This is a genomic window from Rheinheimera pacifica, assembly GCF_024809855.1.
Lineage (GTDB): Bacteria > Pseudomonadota > Gammaproteobacteria > Enterobacterales > Alteromonadaceae > Alishewanella > Alishewanella pacifica_A.
In genome coordinates this window covers 289399-310828 of sequence record NZ_JANUEM010000003.1, presented here as the reverse complement: position 1 = coordinate 310828, position 21430 = coordinate 289399, and the positions used below count along the sequence as shown (strand labels likewise).

Here is a 21430-nt window from a genome sequence, read left to right as displayed (position 1 = left end):
CGGTTTCATTACTGAAACGGTTGACCAGCACGGCAAACGCAGTTTGTAACAGCATAAACAATGTAACGTCATGCTGCTGTGCCAGCTGTTTTAACCCGGCCAGAGTAGCCTGATCCAGGCTGGTATCCAGCCAGGCACCGTTATAGGTTTGGGTAGCCGGGCGGGCATTATCCAGCGGCAGGTTGTGTACCGCTGGTGCTCCAGCCAGTGTCTGACGCCAGAAATCCACTTGTTGCTGCAGCAGATCACCGGCCAGCCATTCACGCTGCCAGACAGCAAAATCAGTATACTGCACCGGTAGTGGCGGTAACGGGTCACTCTGGCCCTGGCTGAAAGCGTCATACAGGCGGACAAACTCTTCTGCCAGCAGTCCCATAGACCAGCCATCGGCTACAATATGGTGCACGGTTAGCAATAACAGATGTTCCGCCTCAGCAATTTTAAGCAGTTTCACACGCAGCATCAGATCCTGCTGCAAATCAAACGCTGCATTCGCTTCGGCCAGAGCCAGTTGCTGCTGTTGTTGTTGCCGCTGAGCCTCAGGCAAACCGGTTAAATCGGTTATGTTTAATACAAAATCGGCCTGTGGTCTTACCCACTGCAGCGGCACACCGTCCTGCTCGATAAAGCGGGTTCTTAACGTGGCATGACGGGCAAAAATACGGCTGAATACCTGTTGCAGACAGGTGTAATCCAGTTCACCGCGCAGTTGGTACACCATCGGGATATTGTAGTTACCGCTGTCGCCGTCCAGTTGATGCATAAACCACATCCGCTGCTGGGCATAAGACAATACTGCTTTATTATCCGGATGCTGCAGCGCACGCAGTACCGGCTGCTGCCGCGCCGGTTGTGTCCGTTCAATTACACCGGCAAGCAAAGCAACGGTATTGGCTTCAAAGATGGTTTTAACACTCAGCTCTGTACCAAATTCAGCAAATACCGCATTAACCAGCCTGGTTGCCAGCAACGAGTGACCACCGATACGGAAGAAGTTATCGTCACGCCCTACCTGCTCAGCCCGCAGTAAACGGCACCATATCGCTGCCAGACGCTGCTCTGTATCACCCTGCGGTGCCACATAGTTGCCACTTTGCTGCCAGTTCACTTCAGGCAGTTGATGGCGGTCAACTTTACCGTTTGGCCGCAGCGCAAACTCTGCCATGCAGTGGTAGTACACCGGCTGCATATAATCCGGCAGGTGCCGGGATAACTTGTCACGTAAACGTGCGGTCAGTTGTTCCGGCTCAGTGCTGTCCGTCAGCAGGTAAGCTATCAGCTGTTTGTCCTCAGCTGTGCCAACTACTTTTACCACCGTATTGCGCACCTGCTCATCCTGCAGCAGTTGCACTTCAATTTCGCCCAGCTCTATACGATAGCCACGGATCTTGATCTGATCATCAATCCGTCCCAGACAATGTAGCTGGCCCATCCAGTCGAACCGGCCCAGATCGCCGGTACGGTAGGCCCGGCCCAGTGGTGTATGGATAAACTTGTCGGCAGTTTGCTCCGGCAGAGCCAGATAGCCCAGCGCCAGGTTGGTGCCCATAACGACAATTTCACCGATAGCACCAGCAGCCACCGGCTGCAGCTGTTGATCCAGCAACAGTAACTGCGTATTAGCGATGGCCTGACCAATCGGTACATACATATTGTCACCGGTGCCACGGCGGCTGACATTGTAATAACTGATATCCGACATAACTTCGGTAGAACCGTACAGGTTCACCAACTCTGCCGGGGCCAGCTCTGCTATTGCCTTACCCGCCAGCGATGCCGGCAGAGGTTCACCACTGACAAACCAGTAGCGTAATGCGTCCAGCGTCAGTCCTTTCTGCTGCTGATACTCCAGCATGCTACGCAGCAGGGATGGCGCAGTAACCAGACGGGAGATCCGCTGCTGTTGCAGCCTGCTGTAAAGCAACGCCGGCTCTTTCACTTCAGAACGATCAATCAGGTGTAATGTCTGGCCACTGAGCAATGGCAACCACAGTTCCCACACCGCACGGGTAAAGGCCATAGACGTAATATGACAACACTGTTCATCCCGGCCGAACGGGTATTGCCCGCTCATCCACAGCACCCGGTTCAGGGTAGCAGCATGCGTACCCGCCACCCCTTTCGGCTGCCCGGTAGAGCCAGACGTAAAGATAATATGCGCTGCACCGTCAGCTCTGATGTTGCGGTAATCCGGCATAGTGGCATCGCATTGCGCCACGGCGTGGCTAAATTCAGCATTGTCGGTAATTAACAACGGCACCTGTGCCGGCCACTGATAGCTGTCGGCCAGAGCAGAACTGCTCAGGATCAGACTGACATCAGCCGCCTGTGCCATATAGTTAACCCGTGCCGCCGGCAATTCGGTAGACAACGGCACATAAGCTGCGCCGCATTTTACTACTGCCAGAATAGCCACTATGCGTTGTATATCCCGCGGCATGGCTATTGCTACCCTGGCCGTACTGCCCAGCGCATAATGTTGCTGCAGGTAAGCTGCCCACTGGTTACTCAGTTGTTCCAGTTCAGCGTAGCTCAGCTGCTGCCCGGCATGTTGCAATGCTGTACGATGCGGGTTCTGTTGTGCCACAGCGCTAAACAGCGCCGGTACCGACGATACCGGTAAGGGTTGCAATACTTCCGGTTCCGGCCAGGTTACACCCCAGCTGTGTGACAACACCGGCTGCTCCGGTGCCTGCTGTATCTGGCCCAGCAAATGAGCAAACTGCGCCGCTGCCAGTTGTATGGTTGAAGCTTCAAACAGGTTGGCGTCATATACCCAGTTCAGGTTCAGCTCACCGCTGCTGTCATCGGCATACAGCGTAAGATCATATTTGTTCTGCACTTCGCCCAGGCTAAGCATTTCCACTTCAGTCTGATACAGGCTGAACGGCTGCTGCTCATTATTGTTGTAGTTCAGCATGATCTGGAACAGCGGCGTATGCGTCAGGCTACGTTGCGGGTTGAGCATTTCCACCAGTTTTTCAAACGGCATCACCGCATGCTGGTGTGCGTCAAGCTGCACTGCCTTCACCTGCTGCAGTAACTGCGGCAGTGTCGGGTTAGCAGCCAGGTCAACCCGCAGCACCAGAGTATTGAGGAAAATGCCCATCAACCGGCTTAACTCCGGCTGGTTACGTTGTGCCAGCGGCGTACCGGTCACCACATCGGTTTCATTGCTAAGCCGCGCCAGTAATACACTGAATACAGCATGCAGCAACATAAAGTCTGACACCTGATAGCGTCTGGCCAGTTGTTTCAGCAAGTTGAGATCCGCAGCAGGGATCTGCTGCGACCAGACACCACCACGATAGCTGTTCAGTGCTGAACGCGGCCGGTCCAGCGGCAGGCTGTGTACGGCCGGGATCCCCTGTAGCTGCTTGCGCCAGTAGTCCTGTGCCTGTTGCAGTTGCTGCCCGGTATTGCGCCGTTGCCAGCGGGCAAAATCACGATATTGCACCTTGTAGGGCGTAAGCTGTGCCGGTTTCTGCTGGCAGGCGGCCTGATACAGCTGCTGCAGATCCTGCAGGAAAATAGCCAGCGAAGCACCGTCAGTCGCAATATGATGCATACACAGCAATAACACATGCTCGGTAGCACCAAGCAGCAGTAATTCTGCCCGCAGTAATACATCAGTAGTCAATGCAAAAGGTTTAGCGGCTATTTGATCAATAGCCTGCTCAACGGCACGCTGCTGCTCAGTATCCGGCTGGCTGTAATCACGCAGCACCAGTTGCAGCGGTGCGGCTGGCATAACCTGCTGCCACACCTGCCCGTCCTGTTCTATATAGCGGGTACGCAGTGACTGATGCTGCTGTAACAGCTGGTCCAGCGCCTGCTGCAGGGCTTCCTGCCGTAACGGGCCACGCAAACGCATGGCCAGTGCCATATTGTACTGGCTGGCCTGCGGTGACATTTGCTGCATAAACCAGAGCCGTTCCTGGGCAAAGGACAACTCGACCAGTTGGTTATCTTCGGTACAGACAACCAGTGCAGGTAACCTTGCTTCAGACTGAGCTTCCGGTTGGGTTACAGACTGGCTTTGCACAATAATACGTGCCAGCCGTCTGATACTGTCATGCTCGAATACCGTGCGCAGTGCCAGCTCAACACCAAAGGTACGCTGGATCAGCATCAGTAAACGGGTGGCCAGCAATGAATGCCCGCCCAGCGCAAAGAAGCTGCTGTCAGCACTGATTTGCTCTGACGGCAGTTTTAACAGCTCTGCCCACAATTGCTGCAGTTGCAGTTCAGTTTCGCCTTCTGCTTTGGCTCCGGTTTCGTTTTGCAGGTTAAATTCCGGCGCCGGCAATGCGCGTTTATCCACTTTACCGTTCGCGGTTAATGGTAACGCTGCCAGCGGCATAAAGGCCGCCGGGATCATATAGGCTGGCAACAGGGCTTTAAGCTGGGCCCTGATATTAGCGGCAGAATCTGCTGTCCACTTGCTATCTGCGGTCAGAACCAGATAAGCAACCAACTGCTGATGCTGTGCCGCATCCGGCAGGCAAATAACACAAGCCTGTTCAACCTCTGTCAGTTGGTTCAGCGCAACGGTTACATCGGCAAGTTCGACCCGGAAACCGCGGATCTTAACCTGATCATCACTGCGCCCCAGATATTGCAATTTATCGTCGGCACGCCAACGCACCAGATCGCCGGTTTTATAAAATGTTCCCGCTTGTATTGCCAGTTTAACAAAGCGCTCTGCGGTTAACTGCGGCAGGTTAAGGTAACCGCGTGCAACCCCGGGCCCACCGACATACAGCTCTCCCACGGCACCGCGCGGCACCAGTTGTTGCTGCTGATCCAGGATCAGACAACAGCTGTCACCAACCGGCAGACCAATAGCGGCATACTGGCCGGCTTGCAGTTGTGTTACCTGCTCGGCAGTGACCACATGGGTTTCTGTCGGGCCGTAGTGGTTCCATAACCTGCAGTTGCCGTGTTGCTGCATAAATTGACTGATAGCATCGGTGATAAACAGCGCTTCACCGGCAACAATCACCTGCTTAAGTGCTGTTAACGGCAAATGCTGGCTCAGCGCCTGTTCTGCCAGCAAGCTGAATACCGCAGGCGGGCAGAATAACCGTTCTATATGCAGTTGCTGCACCAGTTGGGCCAATTGCACCAGATTGGTCTTTTGCCCGCTACTGATCAGTTGCAGGCAACTGCCGGTTGCCCAGGCGGTTGCCAGTTCCTGCACCGACACATCAAAGGTCAGCGGGGTAAACTGCAGTGTAACCAGGGCTTGTGGCAGCTGTTGTGCCTGCACCAGATGCAGTATGGTGCCCTGTGTCTGACAAACCCCTTTGGGCTGACCGGTGGTGCCGGAGGTATACAGAATATAGGCGAGATCATCCGCAGTAATAGCACGGCTAAGCTGTACCGGCGTTGGCAACCCGGCTGCAATCTGCGCCTGTACCGCAGTGTCATCCAGCAACTGCTGCTTAATCTGCGAACTGAAATGACCGGCAAACTGCTGCTCTGTCAGCAGTAATACCGGCTGCGCATCCTGTAACATATATGCCAGACGTTCTGCCGGCAGTTCCGCATCCAGCGGCAAATAAGCCGCCCCCAGTTTTAACACGGCCAGCACGCTCAGGATCTGGCTGATACTGCGGTCAAGACATAAGGCAACTATGTCACCCTGTGCCACCCCCTGCTGTTGTAACCAGTGGGCATAGCGGTTTGCCGCCTGCTCCAGCTCACGGTAAGTCAGCTGTTCAGCACCCAGCCGCAGTGCAACCTGCTCAGGCTGCTGTTGCGCCTGCTGCTGTACCAGCGCAGCAAGATCGCCCCCGGCCGGTGTTGCCTGGCCCTGCGCCAGTTGTATTAACTGCTGCTGTTGCTCACTGCCCAGCAGTGGTACTGCCTGCAGTGACAACATACTGTCCCGGCTTACCTGTTGCAGCACGCACAGCAGACTGTCGGCCCAGGCCTCAATAGTGGTTGCAGCAAAAATATCGGTACTGTATTCCCATACCAGTTCCAGCCCGTCGGTTTGCTCTGCAACGGATAGCATCAGATCAAATTTACTGTGCGCTAGCGTTTGCTGCTGTTCGCTTAACTGCAATCCGGCTAACTGCCAGTCGCCCTGCTGCTGATTATGTAATACCAGCATAATCTGAAACAGTGGCGCATAAGCCGTACTGCGCTCTTTTTGCAGCTGTGCTACCAACTGCTCAAACGGCAGTTGCTGATACTGATAGGCATCCAGTGCCACCTGACGGCTATGTTGCAGCAGCTGGCTGAAGCTCATTTTGCTGTCGCACTGCAGCCGCATAACCAGCGTATTGGCAAAGAATCCCAGCATCTGTTCCAGCTCAGGCTGGTTACGGTTAGCTACCGGCGTGCCGATAATGATATCGCTTTGCTGGCTCAATCTGGCCAGCAGTAGCGCCAGTGCCGCCTGCAAGCCCATGTATAAACTGGCACCATGCTGCTGGCACAAAGTGTTAAATCGCTGCAGATCCGCAACTGCCAGATGGCGCTGACAGCTTTGGCCGGCAAAAGCCGGTTGTTCCGGCCGGTTATAGTCCAGTGGTAAACTATGCAGCTGCGGCATAGCATCCAGTTGTTTCAGCCAGTATTGCTGCTGTACCTGCAACCGTGCCGGTGTCAGCCATTGCTGTTCCCAATGGGCAAAGTCGGCGTATTGCAGCGCCGCTTCATCCGGCACAATGCCATCCGCTACAGGATCAGCCTGACAATACTGCCGGTATAACGTGCTCAGTTGCTGTTGCAACAAACCAACCGACCAGCCATCAGCGGCAATATGGTGCAGCGTAAATGCCAGTATATGCAGATCACTGGCCAGTTGAATAATACCGCTACGCAGCAGGTAATCTGTGCCCAGATCAAAAGGCATACTGGCATAACGCTGCAGGATCTGCGTCAGAGCAGTACCGGCAGCGGCATCCTGACTCAGATCGATCACTTCAGTGCGATAATTCTCAGCACTGATCCTCTGTTGCAGCGGGCCATCTGCAGTTTTAATAATACAGGTGCGTAAAATAGCATGTTGCTCAACCAACTGTGCCAGAGCAGCCTGTAGCGCAGCCACATTCAATTGCCCCTGCAGGCGGTAAGCAAACGGCATATTATAATGCGCGCTGCTGCCTTCCAGTTGGTCCACCAGCCACAGCCGCTGCTGGGCATAAGATAACGGTAGTAATGCATCTGCAGGCTGCCGTTGTATCGCAGCCATAACTTCGGTTTTCGGCAATTGGCTGATTACGCTGGCCAGTTCAGCCAGTACCGGTGTTTTAAAGGCCTGAGCGACATTCAGCTGGCAATAAAAATGCCGGCTGACAGCCGCAACCATTCTGGCTGCCAGCAACGAATGCCCACCCAGCCTGAAGAAGTTCGACGTCCGCCCTATCCCTGCCTCATCACGCTGCAGCAACTGCGACCACAACTGCGCCAGATAACGCTCCACCTCTCCCTTCGGCGCAACATAACCCTCTCCTGCCACCTGCTCCGGTAACGGCAGCGCCTTGCGGTCCACCTTACCGTTCACATTCACCGGCACACTCTCCAGCACCAGCACATGCGCCGGCACCATATACTCCGGCAACACCTGCAACAACACACGCCGTACCGCATCCACATCCAGCGCATCCGTACTGACCACATACCCCACCAGCACCTGCTGATGCACCAGTACCAACGCCTGCTGTACTCCCGCCGCCTTACACAGCTGAGCCTCTATCTCCGCCGGCTCTATCCGGTAACCCCGTACCTTCAGCTGTTCATCACGCCGCTGTAAATACTCCAGCTCTCCCAGGCTGTTATAGCGCACCAGGTCGCCACTCTTATACAGCCTGCCTGCGCCAAACGGGTTCGCAATAAAACTCGCCGCTGTCAGTTGCGGTTGGCCAAGATAACCCTGACCTACACCGGCACCACCAATATACAACTCACCCCGTGCCCCCTCCGGCACAGCCTGCAGCGCATCGTCCAGCACATACAGGCTCACACCACTCAGTGCTTCACCCAGCTGCGGACGCTCACCCGCTATCAGGCAGGCACTGCTGTTTACCGTACATTCCGTCGGGCCATACAGGTTATATGCTACACGCTGATATTTGCTGTTATGCTCCACCAGCTTGCGCCACAATTCTGCGCGGATGGCTTCACCACCTATCAGCTGGTTTGGCAGCGCCTGCCCGGCTTCACATTGCTCCAGCAGCACGTCACTCAGTGACGGCGTCGTGTCCACCCAGTCTATCTGCTGTGCGGCAAAGTACGACAACATCTGCTGCGGGTCTTTACGCTGTTCATCTGACAGCACATGCAGGCAAATACCCTCGCCCAGTAATGCCAGCGCCTGCACCGAGGCATCAAACACCACCGGTGCACGCCAGGCAAACCGGCTGCCTGCCAGTGCATACCCTGACAGCAACTGCGCCATGCTATCGCACAGGTGGCTCAGGTTACCCTGGCTTATCACGACCCCTTTCGGTTCCCCGGTTGAACCTGATGTAAACAGCACATAAGCCGCTTGCTCTGCATTAACCTGCGGCAGAACAACCTCTGTACCGGCTGCACCGTCCAGCTGCAGTAACTGCACGCCTTCCGGCACGTCCTCTCTGTCACTGAGTGGCCGGTCACTAAACAAATAGCGCACGCCGGCCTGCCGTATTATCTGTGCTACCCGGCCCGGTGGCGTACTGTCGTCAAACGGCAGATAGGCCCCGCCTGCCTGCTGTATTGCCAGCAGGTTGATAACCAGTGCCGTATCCCGTTGCTGCCATACACCAACGATATCTCCCGCCTGCACACCCTGCGACACCAGATAACGGGCCCGCTGCGCTATCTGCGCAACCAGTTCTGCATAGCTCCACTGCACATCGCCGCTCACCAGTGCAATGGCATTGCCTTCCAGACGGGCATAGCCTGTTAACCTCGATAGCAGACTATGGAACGGAGCAACGGCCTGTTCTGCGGTATTAACGTCCAGCGTTACTGCAGCCCACAGCTGCCGCACGCTTTGCGCTGGCTGTTGCAATAAGGCTGCGCTATAACGACAGAAACACTGTAATAACCCAGCAACGGTTTGCTGGCAAAACAGTGCAGAGTCATATTCCAGCTCCAGTAGCAAGCCGCCGCTGTGTTGCTCAACTACAGTCAGCGATAAATCAAATTTCGCTACCAGTTCGTCGCTATGACAGATACTGACCTGAGTTTGCGGCAATGTTAATGCCGGTTCAGCCCAGTTCTTATCCAGATAGTTAAACAGGATCTGGAACAGTGGGTGATAGCTCAGGCTACGTTCCGGATTAAGCACTTCAACCAGTTGCTCGAACGGTAAATCCTGTCTGGCAAACGACTGTTCAGCCTGTTGTTGTTGCTGCTGTAATAATGTTGTCAGCGCTACCGAGGTGTCGATACGTGTTCTGAACAGCAATGAGTTAACAAACAAACCCAGCATCTGCTCGGTTTCCGGACGCTGCCGGTTGGCCACCGGACTACCGATCACGATGTCGTTTTCACCGCTGAAACGGGCCAGCGTTAACGCGAACAGTGTTTGCAGCACAACAAAAGGCGTACTGTGCTGCTGGCGGGCAAATTGCTGTAATGTGCCGGTCTGTTCTGCTGTCAGTTGACCTCGCACTACGCTGCCGTTAAATTTCTGCTCCGCCGGACGCGGATAATCCAGTGGCAGGTTATGCACCAGTGGTAAATCCTGCAACAGTTTGCACCAGTAATCCTGCTGTGCAGCAAGCTGCTGTTGCTGTTCGCTTTGTTGCAGATAGCAGGCGTAATCCAGGTATTGCAGCGCCTGGTTATGCTGTGCGGGCTGTTGCCCTTGCAGCAACTGTTGATACAACTCAGACAGTTCTGCAAACAGCAGATCCATTGACCAGCCATCAGCAGCAATATGATGCAGGCATAGCAGCAACACATACTGTTGCGGTTGCAGCTGTACCAGATTGGCCCTCAGCATCAGCTCGCTGCCAAGATCAAAGGCTTCGCCGGCATTAGCCTGCCTGAGCTGTTCCAGTTCAGCCTGCTGTTGTGCTGCGCTGACAGCAGTCAGATCAGTAAAACGGCAAACACCGGTAGCGGCTGCGCTGATATGCAGATACAGTTCGCCATCATCGTCCTGCCGGTACTGACTGCGCAAAATCTCGTGCCGGGCGATTAACACATCAATAGCCTGACATAGCAGCTGAGGCTGCAACTGGCCCTGAATATCAAACTGCGCCGGGATCAGATAACTACGGCCGGCCTGCGCAAACTGGCAGACAAACCACATCCGTTTTTGTGCGGCCGATACCGGATTACGTTCAGCACGCTGCACGCGGTTTAATATCGTTTGCTGCCGAACAGCTTTGCTATCTATAAAAGCAGCCAACTGACGGATAGTGCTGTGTTCAAACAAATCCCGCAATGTCAGTGCCCGCTGCCAGTGTTGGCTAATCCGGCCCAGCAATTTGCCAGCCAGTAACGAATGGCCGCCCAGGGCAAAGAAATTGGCTTCGACACTTAATTCTGCCGGGTTTAGCTGTAAAGCTTCGGCCCACAACAAATGCAACTGTTGCTCGGTAGCACTGACAGGCATCAGCACATCCGTTGCACTTTCTGTTACCGCAGGCAAAGCGCGGCGATCAATTTTACCGTTAGCGGTTACCGGTAGTTCATCCAGCAGCATAAAATGGGCCGGCACCATATAAGACGGCACCTTAGCTGCAAGGCTGGTACGGATTTGGGCCAGATCCGGCTGTTCGCTGTCAGACACCAGATAGGCTACCAGCTCCTTTTCCTGCAGCCGGTTGAGCCGGCTCAGTACCACAGCCTGCTCTACACCGGCACACTGTAGTAATTGTTGTTCGATTTCACCCGGTTCAATACGGAAACCGCGGATCTTCAGTTGCTGATCGGCACGGCCGACAAAGTGCAGTAAACCTTCGGCACAGCGGTACACCAGATCCCCGGTACGGTACCAGCGTCCGGCAATACTGCCATGCTCCAGTTGTACAAATTTCTCTGTTGTCAGTTCCGGCTGTTGCCAGTAGCCCTGCGCCAGACCAAGGCCACGGCAGTATAATTCACCGATAGCACCTGCCGGCTGCACACTGCCATACTGATCCAGCACAATCACCTCACCACCCGCGATCGCTGTTCCCAACGGCACTGTGCTGGCATCAAACTGACGCGGGATCGGATAACACAAGGTGAAAGTGGTGTTTTCGGTCGGGCCGTAACCGTTGATGATAGTCAGTTCAGGCTGGCGCCGGTATATTGCCGTTACCGCCTGCGCAGAGACGACATCACCACCGGTCAGCAAATACCGTAATGCTGGCAAAGATTGCACTGACTGCAAAGCGAAGCGTTCAAACACGGCCGCCGTCAGCCACAGGCTGTTTACCCGGTATGTTGCAACTGCCTGCTCAATGCCGCTTACCGACACTACGGCGTCCGGATACAGCACCAGAGTACCGCCGTTCAGCAAGGGGCCCCAGATCTCCAGCGTTGCGGCATCGAAGGCTACCGAACCGGCCTGCAGGAACACCGTATCCTGGTCCAATACCATATAGTCAGCCAGCTTCACCAGCCGCAATATTGCCTGTTGCGGTACAGCAACGCCTTTGGGCTGGCCGGTAGAACCGGAGGTGTACATGATATAAGCCAGATCATCCGGCTGCACAGCCACAGTTGCAAAGGCCTCAGTAGCTGGCTGCAGTTGTTCCAGCATCAGCACAGGTACGGCAGCGTCCGGCAATTGCTGCGCCAGAGCATTACAGCTTAATAGCACACTGGCCTGGCTGTCCTGCAGAATAAAGCGGTTACGTGATGCCGGAGCATCAGGGTCCAGCGGCACATAAGCGGCACCGGCCTGGTTAATCGCCAGTAAGGCAATAATCAGTTCCACTGAACGTGGCAGCAACAGGGCCACCCTGTCGCCGGCAACCACACCGGCCTGCTGTAATTGTGCCGCCAGCAACTCTGCATTATCGGCCAGCGCAGCATAGCTTAATTGCCGCTGCTGATAACACAACGCAATATGCTCTGGCGTATGCTCAGCCCAATGGGCAAAAGCCTGTGCCAGGCTGTACCGGCATAACGCCAGCTGAGTGTCAGCAACGCTGTTGTCAAGCCCGGCAGCACCATCCAGACATAGCTGACTTTGCGCCGCCTGCGGCTGTTGCAGCAGGGTAGTCAGTGCCTGCTGATAACTGTTAAGCATGCGCTCTGCAGTTATCGCACTGAACAGATCGGTGGCATATTCCAGCTCCAGCAAAACGCTGCCATCAGGCTGTTCTGCTACTGTCAGTGACAGATCAAACTTGGCTTTGTTAAGCTCGGCCTCCTGCAACTGTACGTCCAGTTGATGCCAGTGTTCGGCTGCCTGCAAATCGGCACCGATATAGTTAAACATCAGCTGGAACAACGGGTGATGGCTGAGACTGCGGGCCGGATTGATCAGCTCAACTAACTGCTCAAAACTGATGCTATGGCTTAGCAGCTGTGATAACTGCTGCTGGCCCTGTTGTGCCTGTGAAATAAAACTCTGAGATAAATCAATGTCATGCACCATAACCAGTGTATTGACAAAGAAGCCGGGCATAGTCTCCAGTCCGGCCTGTTCACGGTTGGCCAGAGCCACGGCAGTTACTACCCGCCGCTCGTTACTTAAACGCGCCACCAAAGCAGCAAATACGGCATGGTACAGATTGAAACTGCTGCACTGATACTCGCTGGCCAGTTGCTGCAATGGCTTGGCCTGTTGCGGGCTAAACCGCAGACGGCATACGGCACCGTTATAGCTGGACGTTGCCGGCCGGGGGGAATCAGTTGGCAGGCTATGTAATGCCGGGGCATCCTGCAACTGTTGCTGCCAGAACGTATCATGACCTGCAGTATCCGTTTGCTGTTGCCAGACGGCATAATCGCTGTACTGCAAAGTATCGTCTGTTGCTAACGGCAGCGGCCTGCCCTGACATACGGCGTTATAACTGTCTGCCAGTTGTTGCAATAACAGTTTTACCGACCAGCCGTCTCCGGCGATATGATGCAGGTTCAGCAATAAACAGTGCTGCCGGGCAGATAAACGTACCAGTTGCAGCTGCAGCATCAAATCGTTAGCTAAATCGAACGGATAAGCGGCATGTTGCAGCTGCAGTTCTGCCAGGGCCTGCTGTTGTGCCCCGGCGGCCAGCGCAGACAGATCTGTGCTGCGCCACAATACGGCAGGTAATGCCGTCACCTGCTGATACACACCGGCATCATACTGGCGGTATACGGTGCGTAAAATATGCTGGTGCTGAAACAGCGCCGTTACAGCCGCATCAAAGGCGGTGTGATCCAGATCACCTTCTAGCGTCAGTTGCAGCGGCATGTTGTAAATGCTGCTGTCCTGCAGTATCTGGCATTGATGCCAGATACTGGCCTGCGCCGCTGATAACGGATAATACTCAGCTGTTGCTGCTTTTTGCAGTGGCTGCTGCGCGGTTTGCGAGGTCTGTTGCTGTTGTGCAATCAGCTGTGCCAGTTGTTCCAGCCGGGCAAACTCAAACACATGCCTGAGTTTCAGTTGTATCTGACGGGCCTGATTTACCGCCGCGACCATTCTGGCTGCCAGCAACGAATGCCCACCCAGCCTGAAGAAGTTCGACGTCCGCCCTATCCCTGCCTCATCACGCTGCAGCAACTGCGACCACAACTGCGCCAGATAACGCTCCACCTCTCCCTTCGGCGCAACATAACCCTCTCCTGCCACCTGCTCCGGTAACGGCAGCGCCTTGCGGTCCACCTTACCGTTCACATTCACCGGCACACTCTCCAGCACCAGCACATGCGCCGGCACCATATACTCCGGCAACACCTGCAACAACACACGCCGTACCGCATCCACATCCAGCGCATCCGTACTGACCACATACCCCACCAGCACCTGCTGATGCACCAGTACCAACGCCTGCTGTACTCCCGCCGCCTTACACAGCTGAGCCTCTATCTCCGCCGGCTCTATCCGGTAACCCCGTACCTTCAGCTGTTCATCACGCCGCTGTAAATACTCCAGCTCTCCCAGGCTGTTATAGCGCACCAGGTCGCCACTCTTATACAGCCTGCCTGCGCCAAACGGGTTCGCAATAAAACTCGCCGCTGTCAGTTGCGGTTGGCCAAGATAACCCTGACCTACACCGGCACCACCAATATACAACTCACCCCGTGCCCCCTCCGGCACAGCCTGCAGCGCATCGTCCAGCACATACAGGCTCACACCACTCAGTGCTTCACCCAGCTGCGGACGCTCACCCGCTATCAGGCAGGCACTGCTGTTTACCGTACATTCCGTCGGGCCATACAGGTTATATGCTACACGCTGATATTTGCTGTTATGCTCCACCAGCTTGCGCCACAATTCTGCGCGGATGGCTTCACCACCTATCAGCTGGTTTGGCAGCGCCTGCCCGGCTTCACATTGCTCCAGCAGCACGTCACTCAGTGACGGCGTCGTGTCCACCCAGTCTATCTGCTGTGCGGCAAAGTACGACAACATCTGCTGCGGGTCTTTACGCTGTTCATCTGACAGCACATGCAGGCAAATACCCTCGCCCAGTAATGCCAGCGCCTGCACCGAGGCATCAAACACCACCGGTGCACGCCAGGCAAACCGGCTGCCTGCCAGTGCATACCCTGACAGCAACTGCGCCATGCTATCGCACAGGTGGCTCAGGTTACCCTGGCTTATCACGACCCCTTTCGGTTCCCCGGTTGAACCTGATGTAAACAGCACATAAGCCGCTTGCTCTGCATTAACCTGCGGCAGAACAACCTCTGTACCGGCTGCACCGTCCAGCTGCAGTAACTGCACGCCTTCCGGCACGTCCTCTCTGTCACTGAGTGGCCGGTCACTAAACAAATAGCGCACGCCGGCCTGCCGTATTATCTGTGCTACCCGGCCCGGTGGCGTACTGTCGTCAAACGGCAGATAGGCCCCGCCTGCCTGCTGTATTGCCAGCAGGTTGATAACCAGTGCCGTATCCCGTTGCTGCCATACACCAACGATATCTCCCGCCTGCACACCCTGCGACACCAGATAACGGGCCCGCTGCGCTATCTGCGCAACCAGTTCTGCATAGCTCCACTGCACATCGCCGCTTACCAGCGCAACGGCATCGCCATGATCTGCTGCATACGCCACCAGCCTTGACACCAGACTGCGATAAGATGATACGGCTTGCAGCGCTGAACATGGCTGGGTTGTAATATCTGCCAGCGCCAGCGAGGCTAAAGCGGCTTCCGGTCTGGACAGCAACTGTTGCAGCAATGTAATAAATGTCTGGCTCAGCTGCTCAATGCTGGCGACAGTGAACAGCGCACTGTCAAACTCCCAGTTCAATTGCACCCTGTTATCATGCTGTACAACGTCTAAGGTCAGATCAAACTTGGCAATACCGGCCGGACTGTCATCCATAGTACAGTCCAGTTGGTTAAAACGCGGGCCATTGCCAGACTGCTGCCGGAAACTGAACATGATCTGAAACAGCGGATGATAGCTCAGGCTACGCTCCGGATTGAGCATTTCAACCAGTTGTTCAAACGGATACTGCTGGTTAGCCAGCATAGCGGCATGGCGCTGCTTGTCCTGCGCCAGTTGGGCAGTAAAGCTGTGTGATAAATCAATATGGCTGCGGACAACCAGAGTGTTGACCAGATACCCGACCAGCCCCTGTTGCCAGTCTTCATTGCGGTTAGCCACCGGCGTACCCATGACGATATCGCTGTGCTGGCTATAACGTGCCAGCAGAACGGCAAAACTGCTCTGCAGTACCTGATACAGCGTGGTTTGCTGCTGCACTGCCAGCCTGCTCAGGGCCGATAACATCGGCTTGTCCAGTTCAGCGCGCACAATATCACCGCGGTATTGCTGCTGTGCTGGCCGGCTGAAATCGGTAACCAGCTGATGCAACAGCGGTAATTCTGCCAGTTGCTGCTGCCAGTATTGTCCCTGCTGTTTTAACGCTGCCGCGACATCATCCTGCTGCAACCAGGCAGTATACTGGCCATAGCTTATTGTCACTGCAGCCAGACTGTCGCCATTGTATAATGCAGCCAGTTCATCCAGCAGCAGGCCTAAAGCGTGACCATCGGCAGCAATATGATGCAGGCACAGCAATAACTGATAACGCTGTGGCCCCAGATACAATAGCTTGGCCCTGATCGGGTAATCTGCCGCCAGATCAAACGGCGCCAGTGCCATAGTATCGTTTTCGGCCGCCAGCCAGTCAGACTCCGGCTGTTGCGCGCTTAGCTCTGCATACTGCAGCATTGTTGCAGGTACAGGCAACTCTGCTACCGCTAAATGCTCCTGTTGCTGCCGGTATACTGTGCGTAAAATGTCGTGCCGGCTAATCAGCTGTAACAAAGCCTGCTCCAGCCGGGCCCGATCTACAGCACCTGTCAGGCGGATACTCAGCGGAATATGATAGGCCGCGGCCTGTTGTTCCAACTGGCATAGCAACCACATTTGCTGCTGTGCCGGCGAAGCTACCCCCGCCTTAGCTGAAAGCACCGGTGACACCGCCGCTGTAACTGCACTATGCTGATCCAACCAGGCCGCCAGTTGCGCTATAGTTGGTTGCTCAAACAGGTGACGGATACTGCACTGCGGATATCCCTGCTGCACAATAGCACTGACAACACGAGCTGCCAGCAATGAATGTCCGCCCAGGGCAAAGAAGTTGGCACCGACAGAAAGCTGCTGACTGCCCAGTTGTAAAAATTCAGCCCAGATCTGTTGCAGGCAACGCTCAGTTGCCGTTGCTGCCGCTATAAAATCGGTATCTGCCACACGCCAGTCCGGCAACGGCAGGGCTTTGCGGTCCAGTTTGCCATTTACGCTGCGTGGCAATGCGGTCAGGGCAATAAAATATGCCGGTACCATAAATGCCGGTAACTGTTCAGCCAGAGCGGCACGCAATTGCTGCTCTGTGGTTTTGCTGTCTGTAATGTCACTGCTTGCATGCAGTACATAGTAAGCAACCAGTGCCGGCTGTGCCGAACTGTCCTGCTGCAACAACACTGCCGCTTCACGCACCTGCGGCTGCCGGCTCAGACAGGCTTCAATTTCGCCCAGCTCAACCCGGTAACCGCGCAGTTTTACCTGATGATCCTTACGGCCGATAAACTGGCATTCCTGCGCAGCTGTCAGCCGCACCAAATCGCCTGTTTTATACAAGCGCTCACCAGCGTTAAAAGGGTTGCTGATAAAGCTCTGTGCCGTCAGTTCCGGCCGGTTCAGATAGCCACGTCCCACAGCCGGGCCACCGATATATAATTCCCCTACCGCCCCTGCTGGCAAAGGCTGTAACGCATCGTCCAGTACATACAGTCTGGCGGTTGGTAAAGTTTGTCCTAATGTAATACGTTGCTGTGGCAAAATCCGGCCCAGTGTTACCGCAATAGTACATTCCGACGGACCATAGGCATTCAATAGCGTATAGCGCTCAGCCCAGCGCCAGGCCTGTTGTTCATTACAGGCTTCGCCCCCGACTACCAGCACCTGTAATGCATAGTCATCACGGCAGGCCAGGTGTGCCAGCAAGGCCGGCGGCAGTACGGCATGCGTAATGTGTTCGGCCAGTAATTTTTGCTCCAAAGCAAGCATATCCAGGCGCTGGGTTTCATCGCACAGGTGCAGTGATGCACCACTGCAAAATGCCATAATCCATTCAAAGGTGGCAGCATCAAAGCTGACCGTCGCATATTGTAATACCCGTGACTGCGGGCTCAATTGCAGCGGCTGTTGCAGCGACAGTGCCAGTTGCAGCAGCGCCCCACGTTGCAGCAGCGTACCTTTGGGTTTGCCGGTTGAACCTGAGGTATAGATCACATAGGCCAGTTGTTCCGGCTGCATAGTGACATCGGGCAGGCTTTGCGGGTAGTCCTGCAGTACCAGCTGATCCAGCAGCAGGCTACGGATATTATCAGTCAGCTTATGTTGCAGTTGCTGCTGTGTCAGCACCAGTTGGCAGCCACTGTCACTGAGCATATGCCGGATACGCTCAGGCGGATATGCCGGATCAATCGGTAAGTAAGCAGCGCCTGCCTTCAGCACGGCCATAATGGCAATGATCCCCTGCAATGAGCGCTCGGTACACACCGCTACGATTTGCTCAGGCTGCACGCCCTGGGCCAGCAGATAATGGGCCAGTTGGGAAGACTGCTGATCCAGTTGCCGGTAACTCAGCTGTTCGCCGTTAAGCTGTAGTGCCAGTTTATCCGGGTATTGCGCGGCTACCGCAGCCAATTGTTGTCCCAGTTCGCTGCTGTCAGCGCAGTCTTGCCGCATGCTGTCAGCAGTTATACCGTCAGCAGGCATCAGCGCCAGTTCTGCCAGTGGCCGGTTTAACTGCTCAGTTACTGTCTGCAGCAGGTAACGATAGCTGCCTGCCAGCGCCTGTATTGTGGCTTCGGCATATAAATCCGTGGCATAGGTCCAGTTGCATTGGAAACCGGCCGGACCGGCAACCACCTCCAGCGTCAGATCAAACTTCGCTGCCACGCTGGCACTTTCGGCCAGCGTGGCCGTCACGCCATCAAAAATAGTTAATTCGCCGCTATAACCGGCATCACGGTAGCTGAACATCAGTTGGAACAGCGGGTGGTAACTTAAACTGCGTTCAGGTTTTATCAGTTCTACTATGTCATCAAACGGCAGATCCTGATGATCCAGTACCGTCAGCAAATATTGCCGGGCCTGCTGCAAGGTGTCAGCCAGACTGTGCTGCATCGACAATGGCAACCGCAATGGCAGGCTGTTAACAAAGAAACCGGCAATGTCTTCAAACTCCGGCTGGCGGCGGTTGGCTACCGGCGTACCAACCACAACATCATCAGTTGCACTGAAACGGGCAATCAGCACGCTAAACAGTGTCTGCAGAACACTGAACGGACTGGCATCCAGCTCCTGGCACAGCTGGCGCACAGTAGCGGAAGCAGACTCAGATAACGGTACTGTCAGTTGCCTGCCGGCATAGCTCTGTTGCTGTGGCCGGACATAATCGGTATTTAAACTGTGCAATGACGGCACACCCTGCAACTGCTGTAACCAGAACCGGCGCTGGCTGGCTGCGGCGTCAGTTTGCAGCCACTGCTGCTGCCATTGCACATAATTGGCATAGTGCCAGGGCGCAGCTGGCACCGGCCCTGGCTGCTGAGCGGCACTGTACTGGTTATAAAAACCAGCCAGTTGTTCCAGCAACAGATCCATACTCCAGCCATCGGTAATGATGTGGTGACAGGTCAGGATCAATACCTGTTGCGAACTTAAACTCAGCAGTTCCGCATCAAACAATGTACCGGCAGACAGATCAAAACCCTTGCGGCTTTTGGCCTGAATATAATCGCCCAGCTGTGTTGTGGCGTGCTCATCGGCAGACCAGTCCCGCATTGTCAGAATGTCAGCAGGAACCGGCAGGGTTTCCTGCCATAAATCATTGTCTGCCGTATCCAGTACAAAGCGGGTACGCAGTTGCGGTTGCAACTGTACCAGCGCTGTCAGTGCCTGCTGTAAGGCTGTCACATCCAGAGCCTTGCTGAAATACACTACAGACTGCACATTATCGGTTTGCTGGCCGGCAGATAAACTGTGGCTCAGCCACATACGCTGCTGCGCGGCAGACAGAGCATAGCGCTCTGGCAATGGCATTGCCTGCAGTACCGCCTGCCGCTGCACCTGTTGCGATTCCAGCCAGCCTGCCAGCTTGCGGATACTGCTATATGCCGCAAACCGGGCAAAGTTCAGCTCGACACCGTATTGCTGCTGCAACCGGGCCAGCATACGGGTTAATTGAATAGAATGACCGCCCAGCTCGGCAAAGCTATGCACAACACTGACCGCATCGCAACCAAGGATCTCCTGCCACAACTGCGCCAGTTCGGCTTCCAGCGCTGTTGCTGCCAGTTGCTGAGTTGGCAGTTCCGGCCGCTCCGGTTTAAAACCGGCCAGTTGCTGCCGGTCAACCTTACCGCTGCTTAACAACGGCAACGCAGCCAGCCAAACTCCGGCTGACGGTAACATAAAACGGGGTAACTTATCTGCCAGCCAATCGCTCAGCTCTGACCATACCGGTTGCTGTGTACCGGCAGGACGCATAAAGGCGGCCAGGCTGTCCTGCTCCGCCAGCTTGATCACCACGGCTTCGGCTACAGCCGGGTGGGCATTGAGCTGATTCTCGATTTCGGCGACTTCAACCCGGAAACCACGTACTTTTACCTGCTTATCACGCCGGCAAATAAACCGCAGCAAACCTGCAGTATCCCGGGTAACAATATCGCCGGTACGGTACCAGCGGCCCTGCGCATCATGGTAAAAAGCCGCTTCGGTCTGCTCATGCTTGTTAATATAACCAAGCGCCAGACAACTGCCGCCCAGATGCAGCTCACCTTCGTGCGCGGCAAAGCCGTCAACCGGTACCACTTTGTAAAGGCGCGGCTCAACAACCTTACCAATAGCCACACTTGAGGCCTGCAGATCAGCAGCACTCAGTTCGTGATAACTGGCAGAGATAACCGTTTCAGTCGGGCCATAGGCGTTATATAAACGGCAACGCTCAAATAACGCCAATTGCTGCCAGCGTTCTATCACCTGGCGCGGCAAAACATCTCCGCCAACCACTACGGTATGCAGGCTGCTGCCTGCCCAATAGGTTTCTGCTGCCGCCCCTTCAAGCAATAGCATCAGATAAGCCGGCGGTACGTCCGTTACCGTGATCCGGTGTGCAATGCTATAGCGGTAGAACTCAGGGATGCCAAGCTGGCCAACTTGTTTCAAATGTAAACAACAGCCATGCAACAAGCCAAGCCACAGCAATTCCAGCGCAGCATCGAAAGTAAAAGCGTTAACGTGTAGCAATGCATCTTCGGCAGATAAAGCAAAACGGGCTGAAATTTGCTGAATATGGGCAGACAAAGCCTGGTTGGCAACCAGTACCCCTTTCGGTTGCCCGGTACTACCCGAGGTATAAATAATATAACCGCCAATGGCGTAATTTTTATAATTATCTTTTAAATCAACAACATTATCATTGCCAGCAAGATCGCTGCTGCTGACAGAAAACAGGCCGGAATGTATTTCAGGTTCATTGCTTACCAGTAATGCCAGGCCGGCATCCTGCACCATATACCGGGTGCGCTCAGCAGGTGCCTGTGTATCCAACGGCACGAATACCGCGTCCAGTTTGCATACCGCCAGATAAACTGCAATGTAACGGGCAGACTTCTCCAGCATTACCCCAACAGCGTCCCCCTGCTTTACTCCCAGTACCGCAAGCTGCGCTGCGCAAAAGTCAGCCTCTTTAGTTAATTGTTCGTAACTTACTGTACCGGTTTCAGAGATAACTGCAATGGCCGCAGGGAAACAAGCCGACACATTACAGAAATTACCATAAATTGCTGATTTTGCTTCATTAATCAC

The 21430-nt window shown here is 54.9% G+C and carries 1 protein-coding gene (cut by a window edge); it reads right to left on the bottom strand.

All coding sequences use genetic code 11. From position 1 onward, the window contains the following. Positions 1–21430 carry the 5' portion of a non-ribosomal peptide synthase/polyketide synthase gene (locus M2404_RS06585; protein ID WP_259238936.1) on the bottom strand. Its footprint begins 8663 nt before the window's first position, so 21430 of the gene's 30093 nt are visible here — the first part of the coding sequence; it begins with the start codon at positions 21428–21430; the stop codon falls past the left edge of the window.